The 13,175-nt window shown below is 63.3% G+C and carries 10 protein-coding genes; 5 read left to right on the top strand and 5 right to left on the bottom strand.

Features of this window, described 5'->3' with window-relative positions; all coding sequences use genetic code 11:
• The first annotated feature begins 18 nt into the window (after positions 1 to 18).
• Both QMK17_RS10095 and QMK17_RS10090 read left to right on the top strand, forming a co-directional pair.
• Positions 19 to 1,377, top strand: a complete 1,359-nt coding sequence (locus QMK17_RS10095) for an FAD-dependent monooxygenase (RefSeq protein ID WP_283508721.1) — start codon at positions 19 to 21, stop codon at positions 1,375 to 1,377.
• A 135-nt stretch (positions 1,378 to 1,512) separates the two neighbouring features.
• Positions 1,513 to 2,466 (top strand): NAD(P)/FAD-dependent oxidoreductase, encoded by a 954-nt coding sequence (locus QMK17_RS10090; RefSeq protein ID WP_283508719.1) that lies wholly within the window; start codon positions 1,513 to 1,515, stop codon positions 2,464 to 2,466.
• On the opposite strand, the gene QMK17_RS10085 is transcribed toward QMK17_RS10090, so the two are convergent.
• Positions 2,463 to 2,993: a MarR family winged helix-turn-helix transcriptional regulator gene (locus QMK17_RS10085; protein ID WP_283508717.1), complete on the bottom strand. Its 531-nt coding sequence runs from the start codon at positions 2,991 to 2,993 to the stop codon at positions 2,463 to 2,465. The two genes, QMK17_RS10090 and QMK17_RS10085, sit on opposite strands and share 4 nt — an antisense overlap.
• Before the next feature lie 43 nt (positions 2,994 to 3,036).
• Between QMK17_RS10085 and QMK17_RS10080 the strand changes: the two genes are divergently transcribed.
• Positions 3,037 to 4,275, top strand: coding sequence for a multidrug effflux MFS transporter (locus QMK17_RS10080; protein ID WP_283508715.1), 1,239 nt, complete (start codon positions 3,037 to 3,039; stop codon positions 4,273 to 4,275).
• Positions 4,276 to 4,366: 91 nt separating this feature from the next.
• On the opposite strand, the gene QMK17_RS10075 is transcribed toward QMK17_RS10080, so the two are convergent.
• Entirely contained in the window at positions 4,367 to 5,086 is a 720-nt protein-coding gene (locus QMK17_RS10075) for a Clp protease N-terminal domain-containing protein (protein ID WP_283508714.1), read from the bottom strand.
• Positions 5,087 to 5,121: 35 nt separating this feature from the next.
• Positions 5,122 to 5,592, bottom strand: coding sequence for a DUF6069 family protein (locus tag QMK17_RS10070; RefSeq protein ID WP_283508713.1), 471 nt, complete (start codon positions 5,590 to 5,592; stop codon positions 5,122 to 5,124).
• Positions 5,593 to 5,773: 181 nt separating this feature from the next.
• Here QMK17_RS10070 and QMK17_RS10065 point away from each other — a divergent pair, with 181 nt between their 5' ends.
• Positions 5,774 to 8,023: a putative bifunctional diguanylate cyclase/phosphodiesterase gene (locus tag QMK17_RS10065; RefSeq protein ID WP_283508712.1), complete on the top strand. Its 2,250-nt coding sequence runs from the start codon at positions 5,774 to 5,776 to the stop codon at positions 8,021 to 8,023.
• A gap of 10 nt (positions 8,024 to 8,033) precedes the next feature.
• Entirely contained in the window at positions 8,034 to 9,959 is a 1,926-nt protein-coding gene (ggt, locus tag QMK17_RS10060) for a gamma-glutamyltransferase (protein ID WP_283508711.1), read from the top strand.
• Positions 9,960 to 9,997: 38 nt separating this feature from the next.
• Here ggt and QMK17_RS10055 read toward each other — a convergent pair whose 3' ends face one another.
• Together QMK17_RS10055 and QMK17_RS10050 are read right to left on the bottom strand one after the other, a co-directional pair.
• A complete protein-coding gene (locus QMK17_RS10055; protein WP_283508710.1) occupies positions 9,998 to 10,681 on the bottom strand; it encodes a response regulator in 684 nt (227 codons plus the stop codon).
• Complete coding sequence (locus tag QMK17_RS10050; RefSeq protein ID WP_283508709.1) at positions 10,678 to 13,167, bottom strand: sensor histidine kinase; 2,490 nt, start codon at positions 13,165 to 13,167, stop codon at positions 10,678 to 10,680. Before QMK17_RS10050 ends, QMK17_RS10055 begins: the two co-directional genes overlap by 4 nt.
• Positions 13,168 to 13,175 lie beyond the last annotated feature (8 nt).

Genomic DNA, 13,175 nt, shown 5'->3' with positions numbered 1-13,175 from the left:
GCTGCACACTCGCTCCCCATGATCGATGTAATCGTTGTGGGTGCAGGCCCGACTGGATTGATGTTGGCCGGTGAACTTCGACTTCACGGTGTCGACGTTGTAGTGCTGGACAAGGAAGAAGAACCATCAGCGTTCGTCCGAGCCCTCGGTATTCACGTGCGGTCGATCGAAATAATGGAGCAACGCGGTCTGCTGGACAGATTTCTGGCGCGCGGTCGGAAGTATCCACTCGGGGGATTCTTTGCGGGAATTTCTACGCCCGCACCCACCGGCCTCGACACCACGCACGGTTACGTACTCGGCATTCCGCAGCCCGAGATCGACGCGATTCTGGCCGAGCATGCCGCCGAGGTCGGCGCCGACATTCGGCGCGGAAAGAATGTCGTCGCGGTTCACCAGGACGCCGATGCCGTCACCGTCGAATTGTCCGACGGCTCGGCACTTACGGCTCGCTATCTCGTCGGCTGCGACGGCGGGAGAAGCACGGTCCGCAAGGTGATCGGTGTTGCCTTCCCGGGGGAGCCGTCGACGGCCGACACGCTGATCGGGGAAATGGAGGTGACGATGCCTGCCGAAAAGCTGAGGGCCATTGTCACCGAAGTTCGCCGGACACAGACGCGGTTCGGCGTCGGCCCGTTCGGCGATGGCATTCATCGTGTAGTAGTTCCCGCAGCAGATCTCGCAGCAGATCTACCAGCCGGTCGGAACACTTCGACCACGCTGGACGGCATCAAGAAACAGCTCATCGCGTTCGCGGGTACCGATTTTGGAGTGCACTCGCCGCGGTGGTTGTCGCGATTCGGTGACGCGACGAGGTTGGCCGAGCATTACCGTCGGAAGCGGGTGTTCCTCGCGGGCGACGGCTGGGCGCCTGAGAACCTGCTCGACACGTACGAATCCGAGCGACATCCCGTTGCTGCCGATGTGCTGGACAACACGCGTGCGCAAGCGGAGTTGATGTCGACGGACGCGAAACCGCAAGCGGTACGGCGTTTGATCGCCGAGCTGATGAGCTTCGACGACGTCAACCGCTACCTGATCGAAAAGATCACCGCGATTTCGGTCCGCTACGACTTCGGCGAGTACAACAGCGAGGGCCACGACATGGTGGGCAAGCGGTTGCGGAACGTGACTTTGACCGAGGGCACCCTCTACGACCTGATGCATTCCGGCCGCGGCCTACTTCTCGACCGCACCGGAGAGTTGACGGTGGACCGATGGGCCGATCGAGTCGACCACATCATCGACAGCGCAACCGATCTCGACGTTCCCGCTGTACTCCTGCGCCCGGACGGCCACGTGACTTTTGCCGGAGACTCGCAATCGCAGTTGAATGCCCAGCTGGCCCGGTGGTTCGGTCATCCTGCGTCACACTGACGTCGTTCACGCCAGATCGGGATGTATTCCACGAGCTGCCTCGAGTGCGACGAGTTGCTGGGCGGCGCACGACCATCTTTGCCATATCGGCAATCTCTGTTGCCATTTGATCAAGAGGCCGTCACCATGGTGCACATGACATCGAATCCTCAGTACGACGTGATCATCATCGGCGGCGGAGCCGCAGGCCTCTCGGGGGCAGTCACGCTCGCCCGCGCGCGCCGGAGAGTCCTCGTCGTCGATGCAGGCAGGCCGCGGAATGCTACTGCGGCCCACGCGCACAACTATCTCGGCCTCGAAGGGATCCCGCCGCTCGAGCTTCTGAAGAAGGGCCGCGCGGAGGCGACCTCGTACGGGGCGGAGATTCGCAACGGCACCGTGTCGTCGACGTCCGGGAGCATCGGGGACTTCATTGTCACACTGGACGACGGAACAGATTTGACCGCGCGACGGCTGCTCGTCACAACCGGGCTGACCGACGAATTGCCCGACATCCCCGGCCTCGCCGAGCGCTGGGGCCGTGAGGTGCTGCACTGCCCGTTCTGCCATGGCTGGGAAGTACGCGAAGACACCGTCGGAATTATCGGCAGCCCAATAGGAGTTCACCAGGCCTTGATGTGGCGTCAATGGTCCGACACCATCGTGCTGTTCACCCAGAATTACGAACCGACAGCGGACGAGTACGAGAAGTTGGCGGCGCGAGGCATCGGCGTCGTGACGGAAAAGATCGAGGAGGTCATCGTCGAAAATGGAGTGTTGGCGGGCGTCCGATTGATCTCCGGCAAAGCCATTCCCGTTCAGGCCGTTGTCACCAGACCCAATTTCGCAGCGAACACCGAAGTACTGAAGTGCCTGGACCTCGACGTCACCGACGTCGCGATGGGCGAAGTGAAGATGGGTACGGCCCTCGCGATCGATCCGATGGGCGCCACCTCGACCGAAGGCGTCTACGCCGCAGGCAACGTCGCCATTGTCACCGAGAACGTGATCGGTTCCGCCGCAGCAGGTGTGCGCACGGCAGGCGCAGTCAACGCGAGCCTCACCGAGGAGGATGTTCGGCTCGCAGTCGAAGCACGAGCGCAGGTCTAGCTTTGCAGGCGCAGCTCGTCCATCAGTAGCGCCAGCGCAGGTGCCGCTGAGACGAGTTGCGCTGCAGCATCTTCAGGTAACTTGCCGAGCGCTTCGGTGATGCGCGAGGACCACGCGGCCTCGATGCGCCTGCGATTGCGAACCATCTGCCCGGTGACGTTCAACTCGGCCACTCGCCGGTCCGCGGCCGACGGAGTTCGAGTCAGCAACCCTCGCTGCACCAGGCTGCGCACCGAAGCGCTGACGTTCGACGGCTGCATAGCAAGCAGTCCGGCCATCGCCCGGACACTGATACCCGGATTTCGGTCGACCTCCTTGAGGATCGTCAGCTCCGGCGCCGGGATGCGCTCGATACCCAGGCCCTCGACCGGATCGAGTCGCTGGATCGTCCAAGCAAGGTCGTGCAGCACCGACGCAAGTGGCATATGGGCCAGCTGTGCCGACTCGAGCGGTGCCGACTCGAGTGGTGCCGACTCGAGTGGTGCCGACTCGAGTGGTGCTGATTCAGGCGATGCGGGGTAGGTCACACCACCATGATACATATATTTATATATGTTATCTTTCTTCACAATGACTACCACCGACACCAATGCCGTAAGGACGTCGCCGAGCGCACTGCTCATCGGCGTGCTTGCGCTGCTCACCGCCGTTCCACCGCTCGCAACCGACATGTATTTGCCCGGATTCCCCGCCATGGCGACCGAGCTCGGCACGTCCGCCAGCAGCATTCAGTTGACGCTGACAACGTTCCTGATCGGGTTGGCGGTCGGCCAGCTGGTCATCGGTCCACTGTCGGACAAGCTGGGACGCAGAATTCCGATGATCACCGGTGCGGCCGTGTGCCTGGCGGCAGGTGCCGCAGCGGCGCTTGCTCCGTCCATCGAGTTCCTCATCGCCGCTCGTTTCGTCCAGGGATTCGCAGGTGCTGCGGGCGTCGTGCTCTCGCGTGCGATCATCGCCGACCGAACGGAGGGCAACCAGTCGGCAAAACTGTTCGGCCTCATGATGATCATCGGCGGCGTTGCACCGGTCATCGCGCCACTGATCGGCGGAGTCGTCGTCGACTCGATCGGATGGCGCGGCGTCTTCTGGATCATCACCGCACTGACTGCTGTGATGCTGCTGTGCGCGATCTCGTTCGTCCCCGAATCGCTGCGTAGCGAGGATCGCCGCGACGGCGGGCTGTCGGAGATGATTCAGGGCATCGGATCCGTGGTGCGAAATCCCCGTTATGTCGCCTACACGCTGACGTTCACGTTCGCCTTCAGTGTCATGTTCGCGTACATCTCGGCGTCACCGTTCGTTCTGCAAAACATGCTCGGCCTGTCGGCCGGCCAATATTCGGCAGCATTCGCGGTCAATGCGCTCGGATTGATGATCGGTAGCGCCGTGACGGCCAAGCTCGCAGACCGAATCCCTCTGCATCGCATGATGTCTGCTGGCATCGGCGGGATCGTCGTGACGACCACCCTTCTGCTGATACTGGGAATCGTCGGAATCAGCCTGTGGCCCACGCTGATCCTGCTGTTTCTCACCCTCCTCTGCCTCGGTTTCGTCTACGCGAACGCGACCAGCCTTGCCGTCGCCCAGGTCCCTCACCTCGCAGGTACGGGCTCGGCCGTGCTCGGCGCGCTTCAATTCGGGCTTGCCGCAATCATTTCGCCACTCGTCGGACTCGGCGGTGAGGACACCGCGATTCCGATGGTGGTCGCGATGTTCGTCGGAGCCCTCGTTGCCGCGGCCGCGTGCATTAGGTCAAGTCGCATCACCGCCGCACACAGGAAAGATGCGGACACTGCGTCCCTGTAACGAGACCTGAAGGTGCGAGACGGAAGGGGAAGCGTATTCGATACCAGTTGTGGCGCTTGCTATCACCTTCTGCTGTTGAGCGGGCCGGCACTCACACTTCGAACTGTGCCAACGCCTCCACCAGCTCCGCCTCGACCGCAGCCTTGTCCAACCCGAGACCGGTCAGAACTCCGTTGCCATCCTCGAATTCGAGCAACGCCAAGAGAATGTGCTCGGTCCCGATGTAGTTGTGGCCCAGCCGCAAAGCTTGGCGGAACGTCAATTCGACGACCTTCTTCGAGCCTGCGTCGTACGGCACGAGGGCGGGGAGTTCCGCCGCCGCCGCCGGAAGCAGCGGGGTGACCGCGTGGCGCACGGACTCCGCAGTTCTCCCTTCGGACAGCGCGAGCCTGGCGCCCAAGGACTGGGTGTCGCCCAACAATCCCAAGATCAGGTGAGCAGGCGTGATCTCCGCGTTGTGCGACGCGTGGGCCTCGTTCTGCGAGCACACCATCACGTTCTTCGCGCGAGGGGTGAATCGCTTGAATCCTTCGCTCGGATCCATGGCCGACTCGGAGCCCTTGGCCACGAAACGCTTCTGCGCGGCCTGCTTCGAGACACCCATACTGCGACCGATGTCGGTCCAGGATGCCCCGGAGCGGCGAGCCTGATCGACGAAGTGGCCGATCAGATGATCGGCGAGATCGCCGAGAGAATCTGCCGCGATCACGGCGTCGGACAGCTGCTCGAGCTCGCTGTCGTGAACTTTCTTGATGGCGTCGATCAAGTCGTCGAGACGGACGGGGACGGCGATTTTCGTTGGTTCGGTCATTCGTCAACCATAAGTTGACGGTTCGTTGTCGTCAACTACGGGTTGACGATCTCCATAGACGCGTCCTGACCCACACCGATCCCACGGCGCATTGCCTCTAGTCCCACCGGCACGACAACAGCAATGACCACGTGCATGAGCGCGAGCGCGACAGTGCTCGCGGCATCGAAGTCGGCGGCAACCGTCATCGTGATCGTTGCCAGTGGGGCTACGACGCCGACGAACTGCGCAATTCTGATCACCGCGAGCCAGCGCAGCGACATCGCAGCAGCGACGCCCATACCGACCACCATCGGCAGCACCGTCAGCATCACCACGCCTCCTGGGGCAACTGCCATGGTGGTCCCGGCGTCGGTGAGCTCGAAGTCGCCTCCCGCGGCGAGACCCAGCAGCCAGATCACCAGGTTCACTACCAGCGCGAACAGCGTCGAGAAGAGGACAGCGCGCGGGCGGCTGAGAGTGACACCGGAGAGGGTGCTGGTCGGCGAAGATGTTCTTTCGGTCATGGTCGACTCCTTCGAACTCGGGCGAGGAAAGCGTGTCGAAAGGGTCGACTCCCCGACACCGAGAAATTAATCGCGCACCGACCCCAGCAAAGTAGGGCCTTCCTGCAGTAACCTCGCCGGAGAGCGAATCTGACGAGCGGTTCGTGTACGACACTGTGGCAGCGACAAGGGGGAGCCTTCGATGGATACGGAGGTCCAACCGATCCACCGGGTGCTCGCCAGTGCTCCCCGGTTGGTAGCGATCGCCTCGGTCGTCTTGGCAACAAGCGTGGTGTTCTACATCGGGAGCTCGTCGATCCGCTCTGTAGTTCTCGCGGGGTTCGCGCTGGTGTCCGTCGTGGCCATCAGCGCCGGCATCCGCAAGTTCAAGCCTGCCGACTCGACATCGTGGTGGTGCCTGTTCGGCGCGGCGGCAATGTTTCTGATCGGCGTCGGTCTACGCGGCGACCCCACCGTGTACCCCGTCGGCGTCACAGCGCTTTCCAACGCACTGACCCTGTCCGGATATACCCTGATCGGCACCGCCCTGGCTCGGTGGATCCTGGAACGCCGATCGCGCGACGATCTCACACCCCTGATCGACGCAGGCCTGATTGCGCTCGGCGGGCTGTTCCTGTCGTGGGTGTGGCTGATCTCCCCATTGCTGAACAGCAACATCGCCACCGTCGTCGCAATCATGAACGGCATCTACCCTGCCATCGACGCAGGCATGATCACGCTGATCCTCTACCTGCTGATTTCGTCGGGCCGCCGAAACCGATCGCTTCGCCTGCTGTTGGTGACGCTGGTGTCCATCCTCGTCGGCGATGTCGCCTATGCGTTTTTTCTGTCCCGCGATTCTCCGATCTCACCCGGATTGCTGGACGGCATCTACATTCTCGCCTACGCCTCGCTGGCGCTCGCCGCCCTCGATCCTCACATGGCAACCATGGCCAACCGGCAGCGAGCGGCCCCGCAGCACCGTCGGCGACGGGTTGCGTTCGTCATGGTGATGTTGGCGGTCTGCGCCGCGATTCTGGTGCTCGGATCTGCCGCATCCACAGCCGACCTCGTCGTCAGATCGTCGCTGCTCTCCGCCATCCTCGTCGGCAGCTTTCTCCGCGGCGAGCGGGCAATGGGTCTGATGGAACGCAGTGAGGACGACGCACGATATCGGGCGGCACACGATGCACTCACCGGACTGCCGAACCGGACGATGCTCCCGTACCAATTCGGACGCCTGGCCTCGACGGACACAGCCGGCCGAATCTTCATCCTGTTCGTCGACCTCGACAACTTCAAGATGGTCAACGACTCGTACGGCCACCGCGTCGGTGACGAGATGATCGCGGCAGCAGCACACCGAATTCGCGCGACGGTGCGTCCGTCCGACACGGTGGTGCGGTACGCAGGCGACGAATTCATCGTCATCGGCCGATGCACTGGACCCGAGATCGACGATCTCGTCCGATCGTTGATAGATCGAATCGCCGAGCCTTTCATTCTCAGCGCCGCCAGCACGTACATCACTGCATCGATCGGAATCGCTGCGACGGAAAGCCGAAGCCGTGTACTCGACGACCTCATTCGCGAGGCCGATACTGCGATGTATCACGCCAAGTCCCAGGGTGCGTCGCGGTACGCGTACTTCGACGAGTCGCTTCGCGCTTCATCGACCGCCGCTATCGAAACCGCAACGGCTCTGCGCGGCGCGGTCCGGCGCGGAGAGCTCGAAGTGCACTACCAACCCATCGTCATGACCTCCTCGCGTGAGACCGTCGTCTACGAGGCTCTTGTCCGATGGAATTACGGTGGCCGACTGCGCAACCCGGGCGAATTCGTCGGGATCGCCGAATCGACCAACCTCATCGGCGAAATCGGTAACGAGGTGCTGCGCATCGCGTTGCGGGATCTCGCTGTTCTCCGCGAGGCCGGTCAGGAAGTCACGATGTCGGTCAACATCTCGCCGATCCAGCTCCGCGACGACTCGTTGCCGGGGATCGTTGCCGAACTTCTGCGCGAGTCCGGACTTCGAGGCGCCGACCTGGCCCTGGAAGTCACCGAAACAGCCTTGATCGACGATGTGTTCGCGGCCAAGGATATTCTCGACCGGCTCGCCGCGATGGATGTGCTCATCGTTCTCGACGACTTCGGCGTCGGCTACTCCTCGCTCAGTCGGTTACGTGAACTACCTATCGCACTGCTCAAGATCGATCGCTCCTTCATTTCGGAGATCGGCCGTTCCGAGGGCGGCGATTCGCTGGTCACCGCGATTACCGCGATGGCGCGAGCCCTCCCGGTCTCGATCGTCGCGGAAGGCGTCGAGACCGAGCAGCAAGCTCGCGCCATCGAGGCTCTTCATTGTCGGTTCGCGCAGGGGTACCTGTACGGACGCCCTGCGCCGCTTGATCATTGGCTCGAGCTGGGCGCACAGTCCACCGCCCTGCGGTAGCGTCGGTCCGGTGGGCCCGAAACGACTGACGGTAGCTGCCTGTGTAATCGTGTTGATTCCGATCACGGCGTGCGGACAATCGAGCGACGACCGCGCTGACCCGTGCGCCGCCGCGAGTGGATCGGCCTCGACTTCGACCGCAGCAACATCAACCGCAGCTACATCGGCTGGCGGCGGAGGCGACATCGGTACGAACCCAGAAATAGCTACCGGTTACCGATCGGGCATCGAACCCGTCGATACGCGCGACTATGCCGTCTCGACGGCGAACCCGGTGTCGACGCAGGCCGCGTGCGAAATTCTTCGAGACGGGGGGACCGCGGCCGACGCGTTGATCGCGGCGCAGACCGTCCTCGGGTTGGTCGAACCTCAGTCGTCGGGCATCGGTGGCGGCGGCTTCCTGCTGTACTACGACGCGGCCTCGGGTGACGTCCAGGCCTACGACGGTAGAGAGGTCGCCCCTGCCGCCGCTACCGGCGACTACCTCCGCTACATCGACGACATCAATCGAACTGTGCCTACGCCGGATGCGCGATCCAGCGGACGGTCCATCGGTGTCCCCGGGGTTGTGCGCATGCTCGAGCAAGCCCACATCGACCACGGAAAGCAGGACTGGTCCACACTTTTCCAGCCCGCAGTCGACCTGGCCGACGGCGGATTTCAGATCAGCCCGCGCATGGCACAGTCCATTGCCGAGTCCGCGCCGAAGCTGGCACTCGACCCCGCATCCAAGAACTACTTCCTCGGACCGGACGGGGCACCGAAGCCGCAGGGCACCGTACTGACGAACCCGGCGATGTCGACGACGTTGTCCACCATCGCAACCGGTGGCGCCGACGCCTTCTATACCGGCGATATCGCCCAGGCAATCGTCGACGGGGTCGCCGACACCACCGCCGGTCGCACACCGGGCCGTCTCACGCTCGACGATCTGGCCGGGTACGAAGCCAAGATGCGGACCTCGATCTGCACGAAGTACCGCGAGAGCGACATCTGCGGAATGCCGGGACCGTCGTCGGGCGGGATCGCGGTAGCGTCGACATTGGGCATTCTCTCGAACTTCGACCTCGCTCAGTACGCGCCGACCGGCATGGATGCAAACGGTGGAACTCCGACGGCCGAGGGCGTGCATCTGATCTCGGAGGCCGAGCGGCTCGCATACGCGGACAGGGACTTCTACGTCGCCGACTCGGATTTCGTACCGCTTCCCGGCGGATCGCCCGACACCCTTCTCAACCCGGCGTACCTGTCCGAGCGGGCTGCTCTGATCGATCCACAACGCAGCATGGGCAAAGCCGAGCACGGCGATTTCGGTCCCGTGCGCTTCGCGTCGTCCACCGACCCCGAACACGGCACCAGTCACATCTCGATCGTCGACAGTTACGGTAACGCTGCGTCGATGACCACCACGGTCGAGTCGGCGTTCGGTTCCTTCCATATGGTCGACGGCTTCCTGCTCAACAATCAGCTCACCGATTTCTCTGCCGAGCCGGCGGCGCCGGACGGTACTCCGCTCGCCAACCGTGTGGAACCAGGGAAGCGTCCGCGGAGCTCGATGGCACCGACGCTCGTGTTCGACCGAAACGAGGACGGTACACGCGGCGACCTGTCGCTTGTCACCGGCTCGCCCGGCGGATCGGTCATCATTCAATTTGTCGTCAAAACATTGGTAGGAGTGCTGGATTGGGACATGAACCCACAGCAGGCGGTATCGATGGTCGACTTCGGTGCAGCCAATTCGCCGTCCACCAACTACGGAGGTGAGCATCCGAACGTCTCCGGTCCGGGCGATCCCGTCGTTCAGCAGTTGCAGCAGTGGGGTCACCAGGTGTCCACGGCCGATCAGTCGAGCGGACTGAGCGCTCTGCAACGAACGGACGACGGGTGGACCGGCGGCGCGGACCCGAGGCGTGAGGGCATCGTGCTGGGTAACTAGTGCTGGGTAACTAGTGCTGGGTAACTAGTGCTGGGTAACTAGACCAGCCGGTAGCCCATCCCCGTCTCGGTGAGCAGGTGTCGGGGGTGCGAGGGGTCGTCTTCCAGCTTCTGGCGCAGCTGCCCGAGGTAGATACGCAGGTAATGTGTCTCACGCTCGTGCCGTGGGCCCCACACCGCCTGCAATATCTCGCGCTGCGACACCAGTTTTCCACGATTGCGCGCCAACAGCTCCAGCACTCCCCACTCGGTGCGGGTGAGGTGCACGCTTTCGCCGCGGCGAGTGACAGTCTTTGCTGCCAGGTCGACGGTGAACGAATCCGTCACCACCACAACCTCACCGGCCGCCTGCGGACCGCGCCGGAGCGCTGCACGTAACCGAGCCAGCAACTCGTCCATCCCGAAAGGCTTGGTAACGAAATCGTCAGCTCCGGCATCCAAAGCCTCGACGGTGTCCGCGGAATCGGTTCTCGCCGACAGCACGACGATCGGAATATCGGTCCACCCACGGATCCCGGCGATGACGTCGATCCCGTCGATATCAGGCAGCCCCAGATCGAGGAGGACGATCTCCGGGTGGAAGTTCGCCGCCACCCGCAATGCCTCACCACCGGACGCCGCGGTCGCGACCTCGTAGCCTCGGACATTGAGATTGATCCGAAGTGCGCGAACGATCTGCGGTTCGTCGTCGACGACGAGAATGCGAATCTTGCATGGCGTCACAGCGTTTGCACATCTAGCGCTTGCACATCAGGCGCTCGCAAATCTACGGTGACCGTCAACCCGCCGCCGAGGGTCTCCGATGCGCCGACCCGCCCGCCCATCGCCTGGACGAAACCGCGCACGACCGACAATCCCAAACCGACTCCCACCGTCGCGTTTCGGTCACCGAGTCGTTGAAACGCGTCGAACATCGTCACCTCGGCGCCCACTGCGATTCCTGGCCCGCTGTCCGCGACAACGATCGACGCACGATCACCGAACCGGGTGGCACTGATTCTGATCTCGCTGGCCGGGGCGTGCCGAACGCTGTTGTCCACCAGATTCGCGAGAACACGTTCGAGCAGGCCGATGTCGGCGAGAACCGCGGTCTCACCGACATCGATCCGAACATCTTCGGCTCTGGCAGTGCTTCCGACGACGGCTCGGTGCACAGCATCCTCCACGTACACCGTCTGCAGCGAGGGCCGCACCACCCCTGCCTGCAACCGAGACGAATCCAAGAGATTTCCGACGAGAGCGGTCAATTGATCGGTCGACTCGTCGATGGTCGCGACCAATTCAGCTGTGTCCTCGGCCGAGAACTCGACATCGGTGCTGCGCAACGACGACGAAGCCGCTTTGACCGCAGCGAGGGGAGTCCGCAGATCGTGGCTGACCGCTGACAGCAACGCCCGTCGTAGAACGTCTGCCTCCGCCAGGGCACTGGCGCGGCTTACTTCCTCGGCCAGTCGGGCTTGAAGTACCAACCCGGCAGCCTGATTGGCCACCGCGGTCAGCACTCGACGGTCGTGAGCGTGCGTACCTGTACCAGCTAGCAGCATCGCGAATTGTCCTCCCGGGGCGTCGATCAGGGTGTCGGCATCTTCGATTGCCGCAGGCGGGGATTCACCGACGGCGCCGACCGTCGCACCCGTCGACACCTCGAGGAGCGCGACGGCCCGCTGCCCGTACGTCTCACGCACCCTGGCGAGCAATGTATCGAGATCACCTCCACGCAGGACGGTTCCAGCGAACAACGTGAGGAGTTCGGCCTCCTGCGAGGCACGGCGAGCTTCGCGTGCACGCCTGGCCGCGGTATCGACCAACGCTGCGACGGCGACCGCGACGATGAGCAACACGACGGTGACGACGAAGTTCTCCGGTTCAGCCACGGTGAGGCTGTAGCGGGGTGCGGTGAAGAAGTAGTTCAGCAGGAATCCCGCGATCAGCGCCGACAATGCTGCAGGCGCAACGCCGCCCAGCAGTGCAACACACAGCACCACCATGAAGAACAGTGCGCTTTCCCCGCTCGAATCGAACTGCGGATCCGCCAGCCCCAGCACTGCCGAGGCGCCGCAGGGCACCAGGACAGCAGCGAACCACGCCAGAATGCGCCTCCGTCCGGCGTCGACCTGCAGACGACCGCGCCGCGCGCGTTCGTCGTGGGTGACCACGTGTACGTCGATGTTTCCCGAATTCTGGATCACCGCTGCGCCGATACCTTCGTCGAGCATGCGAGCTGCCCTCGATCGCCTGGATGTGCCGATGACCAGCTGGGTGGCGTTGACCCCGCGCGCGAAGTCCAGAAGTGTTGTCGGGACATCGTCTCCGACCACGCTGTGCACGCTGGCACCCAGCGAGGCCGCCACTTTCCGCACAGCACCCATCTGCGGGGCCGATACACCTGGCAGACCGTCGCCGGCCGCGATGTGCAGGACCATGAGTTCGGCGCTCGACCTCGATGCGATCCGGCTCGCGCGTCTGACCAACGTGTCGGATTCGGGGCCACCGGTCACTGCCACAACCACCCGCTCCCGCGCCTCCCACGTATCGGTGATGCGATTGTCCTTGCCGTACTTCACCAGTGCCGCGTCCACCTGATCCGCGATCCAGAGCAGAGACAGCTCACGAAGTGCGGTGAGGTTGCCGGGCCGAAAGTAGTTGTTCAGGGCCGCATCGATCTTGTCCGAGGCGTAGATGTTTCCGTGGGCGAGTCGGCGCCGCAATGCTTCCGGAGTCATGTCGACGAGTTCCACCTGAGCAGCGCCGCGAACGACGCTGTCGGGCACTGTTTCTCGCTGGACGACGCCGGTGATCTGTTCAACCACATCGTTCAACGATTCCAGGTGTTGCACGTTGAGCGTGGAGATCACGTCGAGACCGCCCGCAAGCAATTCCGCCACATCCTGCCAGCGTTTCTCGTGTCGCGAGCCAGGAGCGTTGGTGTGGGCCAATTCGTCGACCAGGACCACCTCGGGTCGCCTGCGCAGCACCGCGAGAACATCGAGTTCCCGGCTCACAGTGCCCCGATATTCGATCCTCAGGGGCGACACCAGTTCGATGCCCTCCAAGGCCGCGGCGGTTCGCTCGCGTCCATGCGTTTCGACGAGTGCCGCCACGATGTCGCAGCCCCTTCCGCTCCGCCGGTGGGCCTCGTCGAGCATGGCGAGCGTCTTCCCGACGCCGGGGGCGGCGCCGAGATAGATCCGCAGCTCACCCTGTTCCATCCTCAGCT

It is taken from the genome of Rhodococcus sp. G-MC3 (assembly GCF_030063335.1).
Taxonomy (GTDB): Bacteria; Actinomycetota; Actinomycetes; order Mycobacteriales; family Mycobacteriaceae; genus Rhodococcoides.
Note: the sequence above shows the minus strand (reverse complement) of the source record. Positions and strands in the feature narration are given on the sequence as shown.

Bases quoted from the DNA above. Each gene is read 5' to 3' on its own strand.
- QMK17_RS10080 (WP_283508715.1), top strand. From the start codon at position 3,037: ATGACTACCACCGACACCAATGCCGTAAGGACGTCGCCGAGCGCACTG.
- QMK17_RS10065 (WP_283508712.1), top strand. From the start codon at position 5,774: ATGGATACGGAGGTCCAACCGATCCACCGGGTGCTCGCCAGTGCTCCC.
- QMK17_RS10095 (WP_283508721.1), top strand. From the start codon at position 19: ATGATCGATGTAATCGTTGTGGGTGCAGGCCCGACTGGATTGATGTTG.
- QMK17_RS10050 (WP_283508709.1), bottom strand. From the start codon at position 13,167: ATGGAACAGGGTGAGCTGCGGATCTATCTCGGCGCCGCCCCCGGCGTC.
- QMK17_RS10075 (WP_283508714.1), bottom strand. From the start codon at position 5,086: ATGACCGAACCAACGAAAATCGCCGTCCCCGTCCGTCTCGACGACTTG.
- QMK17_RS10090 (WP_283508719.1), top strand. From the start codon at position 1,513: ATGACATCGAATCCTCAGTACGACGTGATCATCATCGGCGGCGGAGCC.
- QMK17_RS10070 (WP_283508713.1), bottom strand. From the start codon at position 5,592: ATGACCGAAAGAACATCTTCGCCGACCAGCACCCTCTCCGGTGTCACT.